Origin of the sequence: Brevibacterium limosum (assembly GCF_011617705.1) — a bacterium.
GTDB lineage: Bacteria > Actinomycetota > Actinomycetes > Actinomycetales > Brevibacteriaceae > Brevibacterium > Brevibacterium limosum.
Genome location: NZ_CP050154.1, coordinates 781,908 through 803,598, shown reverse-complemented (window position 1 = coordinate 803,598; position 21,691 = coordinate 781,908). Strand labels below are relative to the sequence as shown.

Annotated in this window: 21 protein-coding genes; 13 read left to right on the top strand and 8 right to left on the bottom strand. The window is 65.5% G+C overall.

Annotated features, from left to right (window positions below; translation table 11 throughout):
- The first annotated feature begins 1 nt into the window (after position 1).
- A complete protein-coding gene (locus GUY37_RS03525) occupies positions 2-1,162 on the top strand; it encodes a CaiB/BaiF CoA transferase family protein (protein WP_166822270.1) in 1,161 nt (386 codons plus the stop codon).
- Positions 1,163-1,207: 45 nt separating this feature from the next.
- The gene (locus GUY37_RS03520; RefSeq protein WP_166822267.1) at positions 1,208-2,629 is read left to right on the top strand and encodes an SLC13 family permease; all 1,422 of its coding nucleotides are present in this window, start codon (positions 1,208-1,210) and stop codon (positions 2,627-2,629) included.
- A 47-nt stretch (positions 2,630-2,676) separates the two neighbouring features.
- Here the strand turns inward: GUY37_RS03520 and GUY37_RS03515 are convergent, their stop codons facing one another.
- Together GUY37_RS03515 and GUY37_RS03510 are read right to left on the bottom strand one after the other, a co-directional pair.
- Positions 2,677-3,630, bottom strand: a complete 954-nt coding sequence (locus GUY37_RS03515; protein WP_166822264.1) for a LysR family transcriptional regulator — start codon at positions 3,628-3,630, stop codon at positions 2,677-2,679.
- 109 nt (positions 3,631-3,739) lie between these two features.
- Complete coding sequence (locus GUY37_RS03510; protein ID WP_208094747.1) at positions 3,740-4,540, bottom strand: sulfite exporter TauE/SafE family protein; 801 nt, start codon at positions 4,538-4,540, stop codon at positions 3,740-3,742.
- A gap of 83 nt (positions 4,541-4,623) precedes the next feature.
- On the opposite strand from GUY37_RS03510, the gene GUY37_RS03505 reads away from it, so the two are divergent.
- Positions 4,624-5,379: an AraC family transcriptional regulator gene (locus tag GUY37_RS03505; RefSeq protein WP_166822258.1), complete on the top strand. Its 756-nt coding sequence runs from the start codon at positions 4,624-4,626 to the stop codon at positions 5,377-5,379.
- A 21-nt stretch (positions 5,380-5,400) separates the two neighbouring features.
- Here GUY37_RS03505 and GUY37_RS03500 read toward each other — a convergent pair whose 3' ends face one another.
- Positions 5,401-5,886: an enoyl-CoA hydratase-related protein gene (locus GUY37_RS03500; RefSeq protein WP_228278339.1), complete on the bottom strand. Its 486-nt coding sequence runs from the start codon at positions 5,884-5,886 to the stop codon at positions 5,401-5,403.
- A gap of 404 nt (positions 5,887-6,290) precedes the next feature.
- A complete protein-coding gene (locus GUY37_RS03495; RefSeq protein ID WP_166822255.1) occupies positions 6,291-7,226 on the bottom strand; it encodes a LysR family transcriptional regulator in 936 nt (311 codons plus the stop codon).
- Between the two features lie 79 nt (positions 7,227-7,305).
- Between GUY37_RS03495 and GUY37_RS03490 the strand changes: the two genes are divergently transcribed.
- From GUY37_RS03490 to GUY37_RS03460, 7 genes are all read left to right on the top strand, one after another.
- Positions 7,306-8,253 (top strand): EamA family transporter, encoded by a 948-nt coding sequence (locus tag GUY37_RS03490; protein ID WP_208094746.1) that lies wholly within the window; start codon positions 7,306-7,308, stop codon positions 8,251-8,253.
- On the top strand, positions 8,250-8,906 hold the full coding sequence (locus tag GUY37_RS03485) for an NAD(P)-dependent oxidoreductase (protein WP_166822249.1): 657 nt from the start codon (positions 8,250-8,252) through the stop codon (positions 8,904-8,906). The genes GUY37_RS03490 and GUY37_RS03485 overlap by 4 nt, the downstream gene beginning before the upstream one ends.
- 72 nt (positions 8,907-8,978) lie before the next feature.
- A complete protein-coding gene (locus tag GUY37_RS03480) occupies positions 8,979-10,190 on the top strand; it encodes an MFS transporter (RefSeq protein ID WP_166822246.1) in 1,212 nt (403 codons plus the stop codon).
- A gap of 168 nt (positions 10,191-10,358) precedes the next feature.
- The gene (locus GUY37_RS03475; protein ID WP_228278338.1) at positions 10,359-11,822 is read left to right on the top strand and encodes an MFS transporter; all 1,464 of its coding nucleotides are present in this window, start codon (positions 10,359-10,361) and stop codon (positions 11,820-11,822) included.
- Positions 11,819-12,460, top strand: a complete 642-nt coding sequence (locus GUY37_RS03470) for a GntR family transcriptional regulator (protein ID WP_166822243.1) — start codon at positions 11,819-11,821, stop codon at positions 12,458-12,460. The genes GUY37_RS03475 and GUY37_RS03470 overlap by 4 nt, the downstream gene beginning before the upstream one ends.
- 204 nt (positions 12,461-12,664) lie before the next feature.
- On the top strand, positions 12,665-13,675 hold the full coding sequence (locus GUY37_RS03465; RefSeq protein ID WP_166822240.1) for an aldo/keto reductase family protein: 1,011 nt from the start codon (positions 12,665-12,667) through the stop codon (positions 13,673-13,675).
- A 300-nt stretch (positions 13,676-13,975) separates the two neighbouring features.
- On the top strand, positions 13,976-15,427 hold the full coding sequence (locus GUY37_RS03460) for an MDR family MFS transporter (RefSeq protein ID WP_166822237.1): 1,452 nt from the start codon (positions 13,976-13,978) through the stop codon (positions 15,425-15,427).
- Positions 15,428-15,451: 24 nt separating this feature from the next.
- Here the strand turns inward: GUY37_RS03460 and GUY37_RS03455 are convergent, their stop codons facing one another.
- Positions 15,452-16,003, bottom strand: coding sequence for a TetR/AcrR family transcriptional regulator (locus GUY37_RS03455; RefSeq protein ID WP_208094745.1), 552 nt, complete (start codon positions 16,001-16,003; stop codon positions 15,452-15,454).
- A 155-nt stretch (positions 16,004-16,158) separates the two neighbouring features.
- Complete coding sequence (locus GUY37_RS03450; protein WP_166822232.1) at positions 16,159-16,674, bottom strand: SRPBCC domain-containing protein; 516 nt, start codon at positions 16,672-16,674, stop codon at positions 16,159-16,161.
- Between the two features lie 16 nt (positions 16,675-16,690).
- On the opposite strand from GUY37_RS03450, the gene GUY37_RS03445 reads away from it, so the two are divergent.
- Positions 16,691-17,050 (top strand): ArsR/SmtB family transcription factor, encoded by a 360-nt coding sequence (locus GUY37_RS03445; protein WP_166822229.1) that lies wholly within the window; start codon positions 16,691-16,693, stop codon positions 17,048-17,050.
- Between the two features lie 92 nt (positions 17,051-17,142).
- On the opposite strand, the gene GUY37_RS03440 is transcribed toward GUY37_RS03445, so the two are convergent.
- Positions 17,143-18,375 carry an MFS transporter gene (locus tag GUY37_RS03440; RefSeq protein ID WP_166822226.1) on the bottom strand — a complete coding sequence of 411 codons (1,233 nt, stop codon included), beginning with the start codon at positions 18,373-18,375 and terminating at the stop codon, positions 17,143-17,145.
- Positions 18,376-18,485: 110 nt separating this feature from the next.
- Between GUY37_RS03440 and GUY37_RS03435 the strand changes: the two genes are divergently transcribed.
- A complete protein-coding gene (locus GUY37_RS03435) occupies positions 18,486-19,037 on the top strand; it encodes a hypothetical protein (RefSeq protein ID WP_166822223.1) in 552 nt (183 codons plus the stop codon).
- Between the two features lie 79 nt (positions 19,038-19,116).
- On the opposite strand, the gene GUY37_RS03430 is transcribed toward GUY37_RS03435, so the two are convergent.
- Complete coding sequence (locus GUY37_RS03430; RefSeq protein WP_166822220.1) at positions 19,117-20,304, bottom strand: integrase; 1,188 nt, start codon at positions 20,302-20,304, stop codon at positions 19,117-19,119.
- 165 nt (positions 20,305-20,469) lie between these two features.
- Here GUY37_RS03430 and GUY37_RS03425 point away from each other — a divergent pair, with 165 nt between their 5' ends.
- A complete protein-coding gene (locus GUY37_RS03425; RefSeq protein ID WP_228278337.1) occupies positions 20,470-21,648 on the top strand; it encodes a helix-turn-helix transcriptional regulator in 1,179 nt (392 codons plus the stop codon).
- Positions 21,649-21,691: the final 43 nt, after the last annotated feature.

The window sequence follows — 21,691 nt, the reverse complement described above, 5'->3', positions numbered from 1 at the left end:
TATGACGACTCTTCTCAATGGAATCAAGGTGCTGGAGCTCTCACGCACCCTGGCGGGACCGTTCGCAGGTCACATCCTTGCCGATATGGGAGCCGACGTGCTGAAGATCGAACAGCCCGGCACCGGTGACGAATCCCGCGGCTTCACCCCGCCGGAGTACGAGGGCACAAGCTGCTACTTCCACGCGGTCAATCGCAATAAGCGGTCGCTCGCCTTGGATCTGAAGAACCCCGAGGACCTCAAGGTGCTCTACTCGCTGGTCGAAGACGCCGATATCGTCACCGAGAGCTACCGCACAGGCGTAGCCGAACGTCTAGGAGTCGACTACACGACCTTGAGTGAGATCAACCCGAGTCTCATCTACCTCTCAGTGTCCGGCTACGGGCGAACCGGCTCCCGAGCCTCGTGGCCCGCTTATGACATCGTCATGCAGGCCGAGACAGGGCTGATGTCGATGACGGGCACCGAGGACGGCGAGCTCGTCAAGATCGGTCCCTCGATCGCCGATGTCTCCACGGGTCTCTACGGTGCCACCGGTCTCCTCGGCGCCCTGTTCGAACGGGAACGTTCCGGTCAGGGTCAATACATCGATGTCGCGATGTACGACGCCCAGTTCGGTGTCATGGCGAACTGGCTCCTGGCGACGGTGGCCACTGGACAGGCACCCAAACCGATGGGCGTCGGAAACCCGGCGCTTGCGCCCTACCAGACCGTCAGAACCAGCGACGGCACCTACATGCTCGGAGTGGGCAACAACAGTCATTGGGCTCGATTCCGCCGGGCGTTGGACCTCAGCGACCTCGCCGACGATGCCCGGTTCGCAACGAACGACCTGCGGGTAGCTCACCGCCCCGAACTCATCGCCGGCATTGAGGATCGGACCCAAACGCTCAGCAGCGGCGAACTCGACGATCTGCTCAAGCAGGCAGGTGTTCCCGGTTCGCCGGTCAATACCCTCAGCGATGTCCTCGACGACCCATTCTCCTCGGAACGGGGAATACTCCAAGACCTCGACGGGCACGAGGGCACCAAGGCCGTGAAATTCCCCGTCGCCTTCTCGAGGACTCCGGTGTCCGAGTATCGCCGGGCACCGGAACTCGACAGCAGTCGTCCCACGTGGCTCACCGAAGCGGATGAGGCCCGCGTTTCGGTCAGGAACTGATCGGTCCGATCTTCCACCCAACAGACACAAGCAAGGAGGCTTCGTGTGTTCTCTCAGCTCATAGCACTCATCGTCTTCGTCGCATTGTTCGCCATCGGGGCGATGCGCGGAGTCCACATCGGCATACTCATGATCGCAGGCGCCGCGGGCTCGGGCCTGTTCCTCGCCGATATGACGTTGGACGAGGTGATCGGCGGCTTCCCTCTGTCGATCATGGTCCTCCTCGTCGGCGTCACGTACCTCTTCGCGATTGCGCAGTCGAACGGGACGATCGACAGGCTCATCGACACAGCACTCACCAAGGTCGGTCGCCGGGCAGTTCTCATCCCGCTGGTCTTCTTCATCCTCACGGCCGGTGTCTCTGCGATGGGATCCGCTCTCGCGGGCCTCGTCATGGCACCCGTGGGGATGCAGGTCGCCCGCCGGTACCGCGTGGATTTCGCCCTCGTGGGACTCGCGATCGGATTCGGTCTCGGGGCCGGCGGATTCGCGCCGACGAGCCTCTTCGGAATCGTCACCTACGGCACCGCACATGATGCCGGCATCGAACTCAGCCCGCTGCTGCTCTTCACTGTTGCGATGCTCACCTACCTTGTCCTCCTCGCCGCCGCCTACGCGATGTTCGGCCGCAGCCTGACCTCGGGACGGCACTCTTCCCACGAAGGAGACAGCAGGGGCGAGGCTGCCGTCGGCTCAGCCGGAGCAGCCCATGCCCACGAAGACTCCGCACGCAGGGCAAGCCGTGGGACTGCCTCGGCGACGGCGGTGGCGTTCGGCGAGGGCGCGAGCGACGAGGCGATCTTCGTCGAGTCCGGAACAGGTGAGGACGACGCTGCCCCGCTGCCTCCGTACACGCCGATTCAGATCCTCACCGTCGTCTGCATGGCGGGACTCGTGGCTTCGGTGATCGGAATCGCAGCGTTCGGACTCGACCCTGACATCGGTCTGCTCAGCTTCGCCTTCTCCGCGGTTCTCGCCCTTGCCGACCCCAAGACGGCCGGCACCTCAGTCAGTCGGATCGACTGGTCCACCGTTCTGCTCGTCGGAGGCATCGTGACCTACGTCGGAGTGCTCGAGACGATGGGAGCCGTCGACCTGCTCGGTGACGCGGCACGAGCGATCGGATCGCCGCTCGTCGCGGCGTTCGTCCTGTGCATGATCGGAGGTCTGGTCTCCGCCTTCGCCTCGACGACAGGCATTCTCGCCGCACTCGTTCCGTTGGCTCTGCCGCTGATCGCCGACGGCGGGGTGCCGGGATGGGCACTCATCATCGCGCTCGGACTCTGCGCCTCAGTCGTCGATGTCTCACCGTTCTCGAGCACGGGTGCGACGGTCGTTGCGACCGCACCGACGCATGCGAAAGAGCGACTGACCCGTATTCTCGTGAAGTTCGGCATGTCGATGGTCGTTATCGGACCGCTTCTGCTCGTCGGAGGTCTCGTCGTTCCCGCGATGCTCTTCGGGTGATATTCCTGCCCTCATGCCCGTCGACACGTCGACGGGCATGAGGCCTTTCATCGGTGCGACTCTGACGTGAGTTCGAGCAGCGTACTGGCAAAACGACGGACGAGCGGGGCATTGTCACCGCTGCGGAAGACCAGGCAGATGACGCGGCGGAAGTCCGGCAGCTGCTGGGTCCTCAACGAGCGGATCCTCATCAGCGGCAGGTTGCTCTCCGGCACGATGGAGCTTCCGATCCCAGCCTCGACCAGCCCCGCAATCGTCAGGGGGCTGTTGGTAAGCGTTCCGGGGTGATAACCGAGTCCCGTCAGATCGGCAATGACGGCAAGACAGCGTCGAATGCTCGTTCGGTCGGTGAAGCCTACCTGCGAAGCGGCGAAGGCTGTCTCCCAACTCGGTTGCGGATCGGGTTCTTCGGCCGGCGGAGACACAAGAGAGAACCTCTCCTCGAGCAATGGCACGACTTCGAGCGCCGCTGTCTCAGAGAAGAGTGTCCGCTCACCACCGGCGGGCCCACGGAGCAGACATGCCGAGATTGCGATGTCGGCGTCGCCGGAGAGCACTGCTTCCAACGAGTTCCCCGAGATGTCGTCGGTGACTGTCACCGTCGCCGACGGGAATGAGGCGCGGAAGCTGTTCGTCCACTCTCCCATGTGCGCAAACGCCATCGACGGAAGGACAGACACGCGCAGCTGTCCGGCGTCACCGGCGATGAGGTTTTCGAATCGGCGCATCTGCGTCGAATAGGAGCCCCTGATCGCGGCACAGGTCTCGGCAAAGGCCTCCCCTTCGAGCGTCGTCGTCAGCCCCGTCGGCGCGCGATCGAAGAGTCGCACATCGAGCCTCTGCTCCAGCCGATGAAGAATGCGGCTGACTTGGGACTGGGAGTATCCGAGTTCTCCCGCGGCTTCGGTGATCGTCCTCACTCGGCAGAGAACCGTGAAGACCTTCATCTCCTGCGGCGTCGGCAAGGTCTGCTCGTCCGCATCCGCATCACTCCACGCCATGAGTGGAGACTATCGGATTGCAGGCCACGAGGCGCCGTCGACTCGGTCCAATGCAGTCACGTTCGTTCTTCCGACGGCTCAGCGGTGCGCGGAGACGGCTCCCACGGGCTCACGCCACCGCGACGACGACTCCGGCGGCGATGAGCAGCATAAAGTACCCCCAGGCGTGGAGGATCTCCGGGATTCTCGGCACCCTCCGACGCAGGAAGACGATGATCGGCAGTCCGCCGATGAGCAGTGCGGCAGCGGAGAACAGGTCGAGGGATCCGACGATGCCCGGCGCCTCGATCGACGCCGGTGCCAGGATCGTCACGAGCACGGCCGGGCTCATGATCACCAAGGTCAGCGGGTTGGCCAGGGTCGTGGCTACGGTCATCGTCGCCCCCGATCGGCGCATCATCGGCACTGTCATGACCGATCCGCCGACGCCGAGGAACGAGGCCAGACCGCCGATCGGGACACCCCACACGGCCGCGATGCCGCGGCCTCCCTCACTGACTTCGCCGGCCTCATCGACGACTGTCGCTTTCCGCCGGAAGAATCCGGGCCGGGCGAGCAGATCGATCGCCGTGGCCGCGATATACGCGACGAACCCCCACTGCAGCAGCGCATCCGGCGCGAACCTGCCGCTGAAGGCCCCGAGCGCCCCGCCGAGGCCCAGCAGCCCGAGCAGCCACCACCGACCCTTCAGATGGGCGAGCGTGGATCGTTTCGTCGACACCGTCGCGACGACGGCGTTGACGAGCATGACCAGCGCCGAGGTGGCCGCCGCCACCCGTGCCGTGTCGTGTCCGAGATCCGCATCGACCAAGGTGATGATCGGGACGGTGACGAAGCCGCCGCCGAACCCGAAGAGCACGGTCGTCAGGCCGACGAGACAGCCGATGAGGATGAGTCCGAGGAATTCCACTCGTCCATTCCAGCGCATCGCCGCCAGGCCGGCAATCGACAGTCTGTCGTGTTCTTACGAGACCTCGCCACTAGGATCGCGTCATGCGCACTCCTGCGATCGATGCCGTCGACTCTCACCCGTGGCAGGTGCTGCCGGTCGGGACCCGGTACCCGCCCGACACCGTGCTGCCCTATCACCGGCATCGACGGGCGCAGCTGCTCTACGGTTCGACGGGCGTCATGCTCGTCGAGACCCAGGAGGGCTCGTGGACCGTTCCCACTCACCAGGCCGTGCTCATCCCCGCCGAAACAGATCACCTCGTGCGGTTCCTCGACGTCACGACATGGAGTCTCTACATCGAACCGACCAGCGTTCCCTGGTGGCCGGACAGATGCACGGTCATCACGGTCACACCGCTGCTGCGCGAACTGCTGCGTTCTGCTGACACCTTCGAACTCGCCGAGTCGCTCTCATCCCACCAGCACCACGTCTTCGCACTCGCCCTGCTCGAACTCCAGCGTGCCTCGACGGTGCCGCGCGAGGTCCCCCTCCCCCGCGATCCCGCTCTGCGTCGGGCCTGCACGGACTATCTCGAACGCCCGAGCCTGAGGCTGAGCAACCAGGACTGGGCACAGGAGCTGCGGATGAGCGAACGCAGCCTTGATCGCGCCTTCAGGACGCAGATCGGAATGAGTCCGGGGGCGTGGCGGACACGAGCACGAGTGCTGGTGAGTCTGCGCCTGCTGAGCACCCATACGATCACCCAGGTCTCAGAACGCCTGGGATATTCCTCACCGGCAGCGTTCTCGGCCGCGTTCACCCGCGAGATCGGCCGCGCTCCGTCCACGTACCGATGAGTTCAGTCACCCGTTCTTCGGTCAGTCGCCCTTCCGGGCGAAGGCGAACGCGAACTCCTTCTTGCTGTCCTCGACCGCCTCACGCTCGAAGGTGTTCTTCCAGGTCCGCAGCAGCCGCTTCTGCTGCGCGATGACCGCACGATCGGACTGCATAGTGGCGTGCAGCAGGGCGAGCGCGTGCTCTTCGACCGCAGACGCGGCCTCCTCCGACCTGCCCGCGCTGTCGACGACTTCGTTGAGAAACCCGCAGGCCAGCATGTCCTCAGCGGTGAACCGATTGCCGGTGAGGATGAACTCGGTCGCTTTCGTCCATCCCATGAGGCGGTGCAGGTTGACTGACTCGAGCACCGACGGGATGCCGATGCGCACCTCGGGCATCGCATACCAGGAGCCGCTGCCACCGATCCGGAAATCCGCGGCCGCCGCGATCTCGACCGCACCACCGATGCAGCAGCCATCGATCGCCACGGCCGCCGGAAGGGCACAGTTCTTGATCGCTTCGCACACCTCGCCGAGGCGGCTGATCGTCTCGTACGCCCGCGTCGGTGAACAAGTCGATGAGCTGGTCCAGCATCTCCTCGTTCAGCGCGTTCGCCTGTGAGGCATTGTCGATGGTGATGGTGAGGATGTCGTCTGTGCGGTCTTCACTGATCATGTGCTGCTCCTGACGTCGAACGAAACCCGGCCACAGCGGACGGTGGCTGCGCTGCCGTGCGCGATTCGGACTCGCAGTCAGCAACGTACCCGGTGAGCGATCTGCCGTCGACGCCGCGCTCACCGGTGAGACGAACCCCAACACCCCGCGTAATGGGTCACCTTCCTCTGAAATCCTCACAGAGGAAAGTGAGCCATTCGGAAGAGAGTGATCACTTCTGCTTTCGAGCAGACCCCAGGCCGACTTCCGAAGATTCTCATCGGCTGCCGGTCGAGGACCCGACCGTGGCCGGCTCCGCATCGACCGTGGCAGGCTCCGGATCGACCGAGGCCAGTGCCGACTCAACGAATGCCGACGCAGCCGGGCTCGGGTTGAATTCGCTCCACGCGAGGTATTCGACGCGCCGCGGCCCGCCGGTCACGGGCACGGTGACCAGGCCGCGTCCGTCCGGCACGACCGCCGGAGCGAGCAGTGCGATGCCGAGTCCCTGCGCGACGAGGTCGAGCATCATGTCGACGAGCATCGATTCGAACGCGACCGTGCGGGTCAGCCCCGCCTCGGCGAAGGCCCGATCGGACTGTGATCGACCGGGGCTGTCGGAGGGGAAGTCGACGAACGGCTCATCAGCCAGGTCGGCTAACCGCAGCCGTCTGCGACCGGCGAACCGATGATGCGGACCAAGCACAGCCACGAGCTTCTCACGAGCCAGAACAGTGCTCGCCACCCCTGCCGGCTCCACATCTTCGGGCAGACCGAGGACCGCGACATCGAGCGTCCCGGCCCGGATCCGGTCGATGAAATCGAGACTGCCGCCCACGCTCATGCCGATGCTCACCTGCGGATGAGACCGGTGGAACTCTCCGAGCACGCTGACGAGATCGAGGCGGGTCACCGTCGGAATCGCCCCGACCGTGAGACTTCCGCGCATCTGACCGGTCGCAGCGACAGCCTCGGCGACAGACCGTTCCGCGGCATCGAGAGTGGCCCGGGCACCAGTGACGAACGCCCGACCCGCCGAGGTGAGTTCGACGCGTCTGCTGGTGCGGGCGAAGAGCCGGACACCGAGCTCGCGCTCGAGAGCCTTGATCTGATGGCTCAGCGCGGATTGGACGACGTGCGTCTTCGCCGCCGCTCGGGTGAAATTCCGTTCCTCGGCGACGGCGAGAACATAGCGCAGCTGCTGCAATTCCATCTATTCATGATGTCAGTTCATTGATTCGATGAAAACTATGTGTTGGACTCATGGCCAGGGCACGGCTGAAGCTGGAGTCATGACATCGACGACCGCATCTGCCCCTCCGATCAGCTCGCCGTCCGCTCCACGGATCGGCACCACCGCCCTCACGGCCCTGGCCCCGGCGGTCTGGGGCACGACCTACCTCGTGACCACCGAGTTCCTGCCCGCCGGCCACCCACTCTTCGCCGCACTCATGCGTGCCCTGCCTGCCGGCCTCATCGGCCTCCTCATCGCTCGCCGTCTACCCACAGGCGCATGGTGGTGGAAGGCGGCGGTGCTCGGAACGCTCAACATCGGGGTCTTCTTCCCGCTCCTCTTCGTCGCCGCGGCCCGTCTGCCCGGCGGGGTCGCCGCCACCCTGGGTGCCACCCAGCCGATCCTCGTCACCGTCCTCGCCGTCCTCGTCTTGGGCGAGCGCCTGTCCGCTTGGCGCCTGAGCTGGGGCATCGTCGGCGTCATCGGCGTCGGTCTCGTCGTCCTCGGCCCCGTCGCCGGGTTCGACGGCCTCGGCGTCGCGGCGGGCATCCTCGGTGCCGCGTCGATGGGCACCGGTGTCATCCTCGTCAAGAAATGGGGACTGCCGCCGGGGATCGGACCGATCGGCTTCGCAAGCTGGCAGCTGAGTGCCGGTGGGCTCGTCCTCCTCGTACCCACCCTGTTCATCGAAGGCGTCCCCGCCCACGTCGATGCCCCGGGCGTCGCCGGCTACCTGTGGTTGGGCGCGATCGGCGGACTCCTCGCCTACACCCTGTGGTTCCGCGGTCTCTCTCGCCTGCCGGTCACCGCGACTGCCCTGCTCGGGCTGCTCTCACCGCTCGTGGCCGCCGGCCTCGGCATCGTCTTCGCCGGTGAGAGCCTCAACCCCGCACAGATCACCGGATTCGCCCTCGCGCTGGCAGCGCTCGCGTGCGGGCAGCTCTCCCCCACTGTCTTCGCCCGTCCACGCACACCGAATCACAAGAAGAAGGAGCCCGCAGCATGAAGATCACCGTCATCGGAGCCACCGGTATGGTCGGATCCCGCATCGTCGCCGAGGCGGCCGACCGCGGCCATGACATCATCGCCGCCTCACGCCACCCGAACAGCACATCCGCCGGCCTGACCGCCGCAACCCGCCCCAGAGTCCAGTCGATCACTGTCGACGCACACATCGCATCCGACCTCGACAAAGCGCTGACAGAGGCCGATGCGGCCGTACTCACCGTCCGGGCCGCGCCCGGCCGGACAACGCAGTTTCTCACCCTCACCGAGGCGGTGCTGACAGCGAGCGCCCGTGCGCAGGCCCCGCTGCTCATCATCGGCGGCGCCGGACCACTTCACTCACCGAACGATCCCAAGCTGCTCGTCGTCGACGACTCGGAGTTCGTCGCCGACGAATGGAAGGAGCTTGCCGCGACCAGCGTCGCCCAACTCGAGGTCTGCCGGAATCACGCCGGGAACCACTGGACCTATCTCAGTCCTCCGGCGATTCTCGAACCCGGCGACCGCCTCGGCGACTATCAGCGCGGGACGACGACGCTCCTGCTCGGACGGGACGGACGCTCGAGGATCAGCGTCGAGGACTTCGCGGCCGCCGCCGTGGACGAGCTCGTCACTCCCGGAGGCGACCGGCACATCACCGTCGTCGACACGTAGATCGCTTCCCCGACTGCCATCTGCCACCCCGTCGCCCGGTGTCGAACCAGGTGAGGACTAAGATGCTGAGCAATGACCGACGTCTCCCGTCCCGCCGGTGCTCAGCCACCGCCTCGGCGAACGCTCCTGAGGCTTCTCATCGCCGTCGCCGCGCTCCTCTTCATCGGTCTGACTCTGCGGATCCCGACGATCTCTCTGGCCCCGCTCGTGCCGGTGATGAAGTCCGATACCGGACACGGGGAGACCTTCCTGTCGCTGTTGACGAGCATCCCGCTCGCGCTCACCCTCATGGCGGCCCCCATCGCCCCTGCCTTGGCGAAGCGGCTCGGGAGGAACCGGACGGTCGGCGTCTCCCTGCTCGCCGTCGTCATGGGCATGGCCGTGCGCTCGGTCCCGGGTGAGGCGCCGCTGCTCATCGGCACCGGGCTGCTGGGGTTCGCGATCGCCGTCTGCACCGTCTTGGTGCCCTCGATCATCACGGCCGAGAGCGCCGAGGTCCGAGCGCGCCTCACCGGCACCTATTCGATGTCGCTGAGCCTCGGTCCGGCGCTGGCCCTGGGTGCAACGGTCCCGATCCGCGAGCTCACGGGGCTCGGCTGGCGGGGCACCCTGCTGACCTGGGCCGTATGCTCGGTGCTCGCGCTCGCCTTGTGGACGCTCTACTCATGCCGCGCACCCGCCGGCCCGACGCCGGAGCCCGATCCCGTCACCGAGGCAGCCCGACCTCCCAGGGTGGTCACCGACCCAGCGGTCTGGCTGCTCGCCCTCTACCTGGGCGTGACCTCGCTGACGTTCTACACCACTTCGGCATGGCTGCCGACAGTCTTCGTCCGCGACGGAATGACCGAGCAGGTCGCGGGCGGCTTCACCTCGCTCATCAGCATCGTCGCCATCCCCTTCGGACTCATCGCCCCGATCGTCCTGCGGCGCGGTCTCGCCCGCATCATCACCCCGGCGGCACCGCTGCTCGCCGTCATCGGACTCATCATTCTCCTCACCGCCGGATCATCGGCCGCCGTGCTCATCACCGTGCTGCTCGGCATCTCGCAGGGTCTGTGCCTCGGCGCCTCCTATGGCCAGATCGTCAACTTCGGCCGCTCCCCCGCCCATACGGCATCGGTCTCGGCGGTGACCTCGGCCGTCGGAGTCGCGCTCGCCGCGATCGGCCCGCTGGCCTTCGGTTTCGGCCTCGAAGCGGTCGGATCGCCTGTCGTCCCGGTCATCGGGCTGGGTCTCATCGCGGCGACGCAGGCGGCCATCGGGCTGCGCACCTCCCGGCTCTAGCTCTCTCCACGACACCGGCACCGGCACCGGCACCGGCCTCATCCCACCACGTTTCCTACCGCGGCTCGCCCGTCTCACCCCGTCCCGCCCCTCGATCACGTGTTGTATCCAAGATGGATGCAAGCTACTGTGATGGGGTCCAAGCCGCCACAACGACGTGAGACCACTATGACCAGCCACATTCGCGAACAGGCCAAACTCATCACCGCCCAGCTCCTCTCCGGAGCCGGCATCGCCTCAGGCTATGCCGTCGGCGGACTGCTGGCCGAAGAGATCTCCGGGCAGACCTCGATGGCCGGGTTCGCGCAGATGAGCGTCATCCTCGGCGCCGGACTCATCGCCTATCCCCTTGCCGTCCTCGCCGGTCGTACCGGGCGCCGCAAGGCCCTGACCTTGGGCTTCGGCATCGGCACGCTCGGGGCAGTGGTCGTCCTCGTCGGTGTCGCCCTCCAGTTCCTGCCGCTGTTCATGCTCGGGATGATGATGTGCGGATCCTCGACCGCCTCGGGCCTGCAGGCCCGCTACGCCGCGGTCGACCTCGCCGACCCCGCGGCCGCCGGACGGGCGATGTCGCTGGTGGTGTGGGCGACGACCATCGGCTCCGTCCTGGGACCGAGCTTCACCGCTCCCGGGGCCCACCTCGGTGAGACCTTGGGCATGAATGGTCTGGCAGGCCCCTATCTCATCTCGATGGTCGCCTTCGCGCTGGCCACCCTGGCCGCATCGACGCTGACGAAATCCGCCGGCGTCGGCGCTCCCATCGGAACCTCAACCGGCACCGCGGCGGCCGCTCCCCTGCCGCCGATGAAGCTCGGGGAAGCTCTGCGCTTCGCCCTGGCCCGCCCGGTGCCGCTGTTCGCGATGGTCACGATCATCGCCGGGCAGATGATGATGACCAACGTCATGGTCATGACCCCGGTGCACATGGATCATCAGGAGTTCACCCTCGGGGCGATCGGCGTCGTCGTGAGCATCCACATCGCCGGCATGTACGCCCTCTCCCCTGTCTTCGGGTGGATGGCCGACCGGTGGAGTCCCGGCATCGTCATCGCCGGTGGGGCGGGCATCTTCACGCTCACGATCATCCTCGGCGTCATCGACGCGATGGCTCCGGAGTCGTCGATGGTGCTGCTGTCGACCGCGCTGTCTCTGCTGGGGATCGGGTGGTCGATGTTCCTCATCGGGGGTTCGTCCCTGCTGACCGCCTCGGTGCCGCCCCATGCGAAGGTGCCGCTGCAGGGCGCCTCGGATTCGGCGATGAACCTCGGCGGTGCGCTCATGGCCGCGATGGCCGGGTCCGTGCTCGGCGCCGGAGGGTTCCTCTGGATCAACCTCATGGCCACATTCGTCCTCGTCATCGCCGTCGGGTTCTCGTTCCGGGCGATCCCGCTGATGAGCTGCCCCGGTCGACCCGCCCCCGCCGAGGCGGCCGATCGTTCGCCGGCAGCGCCGTCCCAGCCAGGTGAGGACGCCCTCGACCAGCTGGGTGAGGGCACGACCGACCAGCCGAGCAGGGGCACGAGCGACCACGCTCGACGCGGAGCCGGGAGCGATCAGGCAAGCCCTGCGAGCGGTCGGGGAGCCGGGAGCGATCAGGCAAGCCCTGCGAGCGGTCGGGGAGCCGAGGAATGAGCGCGCAGACCGAGACGCCGAGTGCGGCCGAACGCGCCTACCAGGTCATTCGAAGCCAGATCCTCGACGGCGGGCACACACCGGGGACGATGCTCGGCGAGGCGGCTCTGGCCACCGAGATCGGTGTCAGCCGCACCCCGGTCCGCGTGGCCATGGCCAGGTTGCAGGACGAGGGCTGGATCCGCATCTACCCCAAGCGCGGAGCCGTCGTCCAAGGCGTCGATGAACGCACCATCGCCGAACTCGCCGACGCACGCTACATCCTCGAGACAACCGCGGTCGACCGCGCCCCCGAAGCCCTGCGACAGCGACTGGCCGCCGGCCTTGATGAGCTCATCACGCAGCAGCGGACCGCCTTCGCCGAGGCGGACGTGGCCCGATTCATCGAACTGACCCTGGATTTCCACCGCGGTTTCGTCGAAGCCGGCGACAGCCAGGTGATGCTCGAGATGTATTCGCTGCTGTCCGACCGGCACCGCTTCATCCTGTTCATGAACAGTCGTCACCTGCTCGATCGCTGCGACGAGATCATCGCCGAACACGAGAAGCTGGTCGACCATCTGCGCGCAGGCGATTCTGCGGCGTTCGCGGCCACCATGCGAGGGCACATCGCCGAGAATGCCGCGCCGGCGCACTGAGGCGGGAGATGCGAAGCCCGTGCACAGAGTGAGCCCACTGTTTGGGACAGGAGTTCTGGTACACCCTGCTCTGAATTGCCCACTTTCTTCAGTGAGCATTTCAGAGCAGGGTGTACCGAACTGGCGAATCGCCGCGATGCACCGGCGCCACTGCCGCCTCGGCGAGGGGTTCCCCAGTCCTCCGTCCGGTCGTAGGCTGAGGTCATGGAGCACAGATATCTGGGAAACAGCGGACTCAAGATCTCCGAGATCACCTACGGCAATTGGCTCACCCACGGTTCGCAGGTGGAGAACGAGACGGCCACGAAGTGCGTGCATGCCGCTCTCGACGCGGGAATCTCGACCTTCGACACCGCCGACGTCTATGCGAACACGGTGGCCGAACAGGTCCTCGGCGATGCGCTGGCCGGTCAACGACGCGAATCGCTCGAGATCTTCACAAAGGTCTACTTCCCCACCGGCCCGCGCGGCCACAACGACACCGGCCTGTCGCGCAAGCACATGATGGAGTCGATCAACGGTTCGCTGCGCCGGCTCGGCACCGACTACGTCGACCTCTATCAGGCCCACCGCTACGACTACGAGACTCCGCTGGAAGAGACGATGCAGGCCTTCGCGGACATCGTTCGCGCCGGCAAGGCCCTCTACATCGGGGTGAGCGAATGGAACGCAGACCAGCTGCGCGCCGCCCACCATCTGGCCCGCGACCTCGGCATCCAGCTGGTGTCGAACCAACCGCAGTACAACATGCTCTGGCGGGTCATCGAAGACCGGGTCGTCCCGACGTCGCAGGAACTCGGCATCTCCCAGATCGTGTGGTCACCGATCGCCCAGGGCGTCCTGACGGGCAAGTACAAGCCCGGCGAGCCGCTGCCTGCCGGATCCCGGGCAACCGACGAGGACGGCGGAGGTGCGGAGTCGATCAAGAGCCGCTACCTTCACGACGAAAAGCTGACTGCCGTGGCGAAGCTCGAACCGATCGCCGCCGAGCTCGGGATCACGATGGCTCAGCTGGCGATCGCCTGGGTGCTCGCCAACGACAATGTCGCCACCGCCTTGGTCGGCGCCTCCCGTCCCGAGCAGATCGCCTCGAACGCCGAGGCGGCCGGGGTCACCCTCAGCGCGGACGTCCTCGCCCGCATCGATGAGGTCCTCGGCGATCTGCCGGAGACCGACCCGAACAAGACCCAGTCACCGGCCGGCCGGCTGACCTGACCTTTCGCCGAGGCGGCTGATCGTCCGCTGCGAGCCCGACCGCGGTCCTCCTGTGGGGCCGCGGTCGGAATCATCCGCACCGGCGACCGATCTCCGCCCTCGCCGGCCGGCAGATGAACTCGACGAATCTCACACCGCCCCGCGGCCGCCTCGGCGAGAGTGGTGCGCTAAACTGCATGAAGCGGTTATATAACTAGGGAATTGACTACCGCGCGCGAAGAGGGGCCGATTCAGCACACCGCCTCAGGCAGGATGTCGCTGAAGGACGAGAAGAGACGCAGATGACGAACAGGTGAGGGGATGCCATTGACGAACGGAGACAGCAACCAGAAGGACTCGGCTGAAGGCACCCCGGTCAACCGGAACCTCGTCCTCGCCGTGCTCGTCTCCGGCGCGTTCGTCATCATCCTCAACCAGACGCTGCTCAACACCGCCCTGCCGGCGTTCATGCACTATTTCCACATCACCTCCGGCGCCGCCCAGTGGGTGACGACGAGCTTCATGCTCGTCAACGGCATCATGATCCCGGTGACCGCCTTCCTCATCCAGAAGTTCACCACGCGCGGTCTGTTCTTCACGGCCATGGGCCTATTCATCGTCGGCACCCTTGTGTGTGCGATCGCGCCGGTCTACCCGGTGATGCTCATCGGCCGTGTCATCCAGGCCTCGGCCGGCGGCATCATCATGCCGCTCATGCAGACGATCCTGTTCGCGATCTTCCCCGTCGAGAAGCGCGGCTCGGCTATGGGCACCTTCGGGCTCGTCATCGCCTTCGCACCAGCCATCGGCCCCAGCCTCTCGGGATGGATCGTCGACCATCTGCCGTGGCAGACGCTGTTCTACATGATGCTGCCGATCGCGATCATCGACCTCGCCGTCGCCTACTTCCTGCTCAAGAACGTCACCGAACGAACCTTCCCGCGCCTCGACGTCCTCTCGATCATCCTCTCCACCCTCGGCTTCGGCGGCCTGCTCTTCGGCTTCGGCACCGCCGGCGATGCCGGCTGGGTCAGCGCCGAGGTGCTCATCCCCCTCGCCATCGGCGCGGTGACGCTGACGTTCTTCATCATCCGCCAGTTCAAGCTCGAGCAGCCGATCCTCGAGTTCCGCATCCTCCGCTACCGCATGTTCACCCTCAACACTCTGCTGGGCATGTGCGTGTTCATCGTCATGGTCGGCGGCATGATGGTGCTGCCCCTGTACATGCAGAATATGAATACATTCTCGGCCATGGAGTCGGGGCTGGCCCTGCTGCCGGGTGCTGCGGTGATGGGGCTGATGTCGCCGGTGACCGGCCGTGTCTTCGATGCGATCGGCGCCAAGTGGCTGGCCGTGGCCGGATTCACTCTGCTCACGGGCACGACCTTCCTGTTCGCCCGACTGGAACCGGACACGTCGTTCGTCTATCTCGCCGTCGTCAACACCATCCGCATGTTCGGTGTGGCCATGGTGATGATGCCGGTGACCACGGCAGCACTCAACCAGCTGCCCTCGCACCTCATCCCCCACGGCACCGCCCTGAACAACACGGTGCGTCAGATCGCCGCCTCCGTCGGCACTGCAGCGCTCGTGACGATCATGGTCTCGGCCGCACGGAACCCCGAGACCTACGGCATGGCGGGCCTGGTCCACGGCGCGAACGTCGCATTCTTCGTCGCCGCCTGTGTCGGCGTCCTCGGCATCATCGGCGCGTTCTTCATCAAGAACTCCCACGGCCTCGAACCCGGACAGAAGAAGACAGCCGGGAAGTGATCCCGCAGCTGCCGGACCGACCCTTCAACGGCTCCAGTCCGACCCCTCCACGAGGTGGCCCGCCACGATGTGCGCCTGTTTGAGCGCGTCTTCGGACTCGACCGCCCCGCTGAGAACCAGAGTGGCGTACCCGTGGACGATCGACCACGCCGCCACCCCGAAGTCGGAGTCCGGCCCCGATCCGGTCGTCGCGACTCCGTCGGAGAGCGCGGCCCACGCGCGCTGCCGGGCCGCAATCAGCTCGGCATCGTCGTCGTGGAGCAGCCGCGGCTGAAACATCACCGTGAAATGAGACGGGCACGCGAGTGCGAATTCGACATAGGCGACTCCGCGGGAAATGAGACCACCGTCATCGTCGACTCCGGCCATCGCTTCCGCCAGACGGTCGAACCCTTCGGCCGCGAGGGCCGTGAGCAGACCGGATTTGTCACTGAAATGGTAGGTCGGGGCAGCGTTCGAGACTCCGGCCCGTTTCGCCAGCGCACGCATGCTCAGCTTGGCCACGCCGTCCTCGGAAATCGCCGAGGCGGTCTCCGCCAACAGGGCTCGACGCAGATCCCCATGATGATAAGACACATCTCGATCGTACCGGAGCGAACTTTTCATTGACAAGATGCCCGTCGCCGATTCATCTTTTCACTTTAAAGATTTGTCGTGGCCGCGCTCCTCGCCGCTGCCGGGATGCAGGTCGCTGGCGCCAGGCGCTTCGACGAGGCGTTCGCGCGCCAGGGCTACTTGTAGTAGCCCTCGCGGAGGTTGATTCCGTGCTCGATCCAGACCTTGAGCGCCGAGAGCATTCCGGTCCAGCCCATGCAGTTGCCGAATGCGCCCTGCGCGCCGCCTTCGGTGAGCTTCCAGGACTTCTCCGTGATCGTCACGAGGGTCCGTGCCCCGTCGTCGATGGGAGTGAATTCGAAGGTCGTCGTCGTGTCCTTGTCCACGGAGTCGTCGGAGCCTTCCCAGCGGATGACGATCCTCTCGTCTTGGACGTTCTCGACGACCTCGACGGGGAATCGCCCCGGGAAGTCGGCGAAGTCCCATGTCACCTCGCCCCCGGCCTCCAGGCGGCCGTGAGCTCCTCCCGTGGTGAAGTAGTGCGAGAGCTGCTCGGGATCGGCGACCGCCTCGTAGGTTTCGTGCGGAGTCTTCGAGACATATCCGGTCACGGTGAAGGACAGCTCCTCCAGCGGGCGGGACTGATCATTCTGTTCGGCAGGTGCGTTCTGGGTGCTCTGCTCATCTGTCATGTGATATTTTTACCACATGTCGCTGGTCGAGGGAACGGGTTCGAACGAATCCGATGACGTGGTGTTCAAAGCACTTGCCAATTCCACCCGTCGACGCATCCTCGATCTGCTGCGGACTCAACCGCGCACGACCGGCGAAGTCTGCGAGGAGTTCTCCGATCTCGATCGCACGACGGTGCTGCAGCATATTCGGGTGCTCGAAGGCGCAGAGCTGGTCACCGGCCGCAGGGACGGACGCACCCGGCTGCTGGCTCTGGCGCCTCTGCCGATCAAACGGATCCACGATCGTTGGATCGGCGAATACACTCGTGCCGCCGTCGGACTGCTGGCGCAGCTCGACGACGACGTGCAGCAGAGCGATACACAGCAGCGCTGAGCAATCCGAGAGGCTCGGGCAGCGACCGGCTCGGCGTCTTCTCGATCAGCACGCACCGCATTCTGTCGGCCGACTCCGTCGCGGTGAGCGTGTCAGTTGCGCTCGGTGTTGCGCATCTGCAGGGTCCGAGCGATCCAGGACAGGGCCCCGGCAACCAGCAGCACCAGGGCGCACACCAGGAAGGTCGAAGAGGATCCGAGGTAGGTGAACCCGAGGCCGCCGACCACTCCGGCGATGGCGAGGCCGATGTCGAAGTTCATATTCCAGGCGACGCTGGCCCGGCTCGGCGAACTGACCGAGGCGAAGGCCATGACGAGGCTCGCCGACTGCATGGCGCCCAGCCCCAGACCGATGATGAGCATCGCGATGAACAGCGCTGCGCCGTAGAAGACAACTGCGCAGACCAGGCCGATCGCCGTCAGGACGAGGCCCAGGATGTTGAGCGCGAAGGGCGGGAAGCTGTCCGACACGGCCCCGACGACGAAGCGTCCGATGACCGCCGAGATCTGCATGCCCGCGATGAACAGTGCCGCCACCGCGACGTCCTCGCCCGGTCCGAAGCCGACGATGATCCCGAAGACGATCATGCCGACGAGGAACGGAGAGAGCATGAGCACGAGTCCGAAGGCCTCCCCCGCACGGCGTCCCACCTTCCGCAGGCTCCGTCTCTCATTGCGTCCGGCCCGCACCCCGACCGTCCCGGCGCCGCTCTCCGATGCTCCCGCATCGTCTTTCCCTCGCCGAGGCGGCCGCCCGGGTACGTACTTGAGCACCGTGGGGATGGCCAGGAGCAGACAGGCACAGACGATGACGCGGAAGATCCAGATCGGAATCGTCTCGACCAACCACAGTCCCAGCGGAGCCCCGAGGGCCGCCGCCAAGGACGTGATCCCTCCGAAGAAGCCGAGGGCTTTGCCGATCCGTCCCGGCGAGGTCGTTCCGGGAACCGCCGCATTGGCGAGGACGACGAAGAGCCCGAACCCGACACCACCGCAGAGGCCGGCGAGGACGAGCGCCAGCAGGGGCGGGGTGACGAAGAGCCCGAGGAGTTGGCCGAGGAACTGCAGCACAAGAGCGAACATCAGCGAGGCCCTGAACCCGAAGACCCGGCCGGCCCATGGAGCGAAGGGCTGGGCGGCGATGACACCGATCATCATCGTCGTCAGAACGGAGCCGCCGGTGACGGTCGACAGTCCGTCCGTCGCTGCGATCGTCACCATCGTCGAATAGCTGAAGAAGAAGGCGGAGAACCCGAACATCGCCGTCCACACCAAGCCCAGCAGGGCCGGGGTGTACGTCCGCTGAGGCTGTTGATCGGGGCTCATAGTCCGAGGTTACGACATCTGCACTGCACCTGCCGTGTCCGACCCGTCTGCCGTCCACCCGGCGGAGCAGTGTTCACCTGCGCGTCAGAATGTTCACCTACCATCGGCTCATGAACTCAGCGAAACTGAACCGCGACGCCCCCAGTGGCACCATCGATACCGCATTCGTCCTCAAATTCGAACCGCTCTATGTCCTCACGGACCTCGAGTCGGAGATCTTCAGCGACATCGGCCCGAAGACACGGACCCGTGAGTCATACAAACGCAAGCACTTCCTCAAGGTCGCCGAATGGAAGGCCATCGGAGTCCTGCCGGGTCTCGAGAAGATCTCATCCGACGACATCGATTTCGTCACCGGTGTCGCTCTCGACGAGGACACACCCAATCGCTTCCGTCTGACGCTGCTTCGGATGCTGCCCGGAGTGGGAGTCCCGATGGCGAGCACTCTGCTGACCGTGGTCAATCCGAAGAAATTCTCCATCATGGATTCCCGGGCACTGACCGTGCTGCACGACTTCGATCTCGTGACCACGGACAACCCGACGCAGATGGACTACCAGACCTACCGCAAACTCATGAAGTCCCTGGCCAAAGGTGCCAATTGCGCGCCGATCGATCTGTATCGGGCGCTCATCGCCTACTCGCAGCAGGAACGAGACTGAAGCTCCGGCCCTCGGACGCGGCACTGCCGACGGCCGAGGGCTGAGAGCTGAGAGCCGAGGGCCGCTGGCCGAACGGCACTCAGTCGGCCAGCTCCTGCAGACGCTTCTGCCAGAAAGTGATCTCCTCGGTCAGCCTGGCCGGGTCGAGACCGTCCGCATACTCGCTGAGTTCGCTCTCCTGGTTCGCCGACATGACCCCGGCTGCGCGCAGACGCTCGAACGGGGTGCTCGGCTCGTCGTAGATGCGGCGCTGCTCGCCGTGACCGCCGTCTGTCCACCCCGCGGGTTTGCGTGTGGGGGTGAAGTAGTTGAGACGGTTGTCGACGGCGCGCCAGAGCTCGTTGAGCGCAGATCGGGCCTCGTCGGTGTCGTAGCGGCGGATGTTGCCGTACTCGTGGACGAGGTGCTGATGTCGCGACGCTTCCGGAAGCCGATCGCGGCGGGGGTCTTTGAGCACCGGACTGAAATGGATGTCCAGGCTGCGTGCCCACCGATCGGCCGCCTCATGGACGGCGCCATCAGCATTGCTCAGCTCAATGGCATTGACCCAGAAGGGAATCCCCTGTACCTCATCGAGTGACCACTGCAGCAGCTCCACCATGGACTCCGGAGCGTTGTCGGCAAGACTGCGGGTGAAGACCCAGCCGGTGTGCAGACAGGAGGCACTGATCGTGAAGACACAGTTCGAGGCTCGGGTCGGTCCCGCATGGGCGATGGTGTCGACGAGGAAGAATCCCGGTTCGCACTCGTTCGGTCCCGAAGCGAAGTCGACGAAGTCTTCGCTGGGACTGGTGAACCGTTTAGTCGACACTCTGCGGTCTCGGAAGTCCTCGGCTCGCGCGGTGCGCAGGTACCGGTCGATCGACGCCGGGCTGACGGCAAGCAGTTCGGCACGGACCTCGAGGCTGTATCCCTCACGGTCAGGCACCAGTGCGCCGTGGCGTTCTGCCGCATCGAGCAGCTGCGGCATCACCGCGGCCAGGTACTTGCCGCTCTGATACCCCGACCATTCCCAGATCCGAACGAGGAGTGCACGTGATTCGGGTGAGTACTTGCAGCACCTCGACCGTGACTGTTCGGCGGACTCATCGTCGTACCCGGCGGCGTCTTCACCGACGCGGAAGGCAGCCAACCGGCGCCGTGCATGGTCACGCGACCACCCGGTGAGGATCATGACTTCGTCGAGGATCCACCCTTTGTCCTTCTTCCGCGCCGACGAATACAACTCAAGATAGTCATCGACATCGAATTCTGTTTCTGTTGTCACTGGGGAAGAAATACTCTGAATACTCTGCTGATCGTGCATCAATTTCGTTTGATCCTCCGAATTCGGGGAAGCCACTTCATTGTTTTCGCTCTGCCCCGGAACGATTTGCATAATGCTATTCTGAGTTCAGGCAGGAGGTCTTCCTAAACGACAGAAGACGCAGAGATGTCACAGACTGCAGCACGGCTGCTCGGGTTATTGTCACTGCTGATGGTGCCCCGAACCTGGTCGGGAACGGAATTGGCAGATCGTCTGGAAGTGAGTCCGCGGACCGTCCGGAACGATATCGGCACGTTGCGCGATATCGGCTACTCGATCGACGGCACGCGCGGAACCGAGGGCGGCTACCGCCTCTCCTCCAACGGTGCCGGCATCCCGCCGCTCATGTTCGACGCCGATGAGGCGGTGGCGGTCGCCGTCGGCCTCCACTCCGGGCTGAGCTGCATCATCGGCGGGATGCAAGAGACCTCGGCCCTGGCTCTGGCGAAGCTCGAGAGCATTCTGCCCGCCGCGGTCCGAGCACGGGTTCAGAGCCTCGCGCACTTCACTGTTCCGGTCGTCGGCAACCAGCCGATGCCGATCGTCGATCCCAACCTCATCGTCACCCTCATCGACCACTGTCGCCGGCATGAGCGCCTGCGCTTCACGTACCGCAGCGAGTCCGCCGACCGACCGCCCGGCGGCTCCGCCGACTCAGGCACCGGAGACCCTGGCACAGCCGACGCAGGGTCCACCGACCCAGGTACCGGCGACATCGACGCTGCCGATTCCGAGGCCGGTGGTCTTCCGACGTCGGATGCCGCGAGCAGCTCCCCGGCCGAAGAGGTCCACCTCGAAGTCGAGGCCTACCGACTGGTCAACCGTCAGCACCGATGGCACCTGCTGGCCTTCGACCCCGGAACCGGGGCCTGGCGGGTCTTCAGCGCCGAGCGCATCGTGCCGAAGACTCCGAGCGGTCGCAGCTTCACTCCTCGCCCTCTGCCGGCCGACGACATCGGCGACTTCGTCGAACGGCATACGACAGAACCCAGGTGGCGGCATTCGGCCGAGGTTGTCGTCGACGCCCCTGCCGCCACGGTGATGAAGAGACTCACTTCCGCCGAAGGCACAGTCGAAGCCCTCGAAGACGACCGCTGCCTCGTCACCGTCGGCGGGCAGAGCCTGACCACCATGGCCCTGGCGTTGGCTCGCCTGGACGTCGACTTCACCGTCATCGACAGCCCCGAACTCCGCAGATGCCTCGACCGGCTCTCGCTCCGGCTCGGCCGCGCGGCCGATGAGCGTGCGTTGCCCGACCTCGCAGCTGCCCGGACGAGGAATGCGGCTGCCCGCGGAACGGAATAGGGATAAAGTCACAACCCGGCATAAAGACCTTTGTGCGAATATG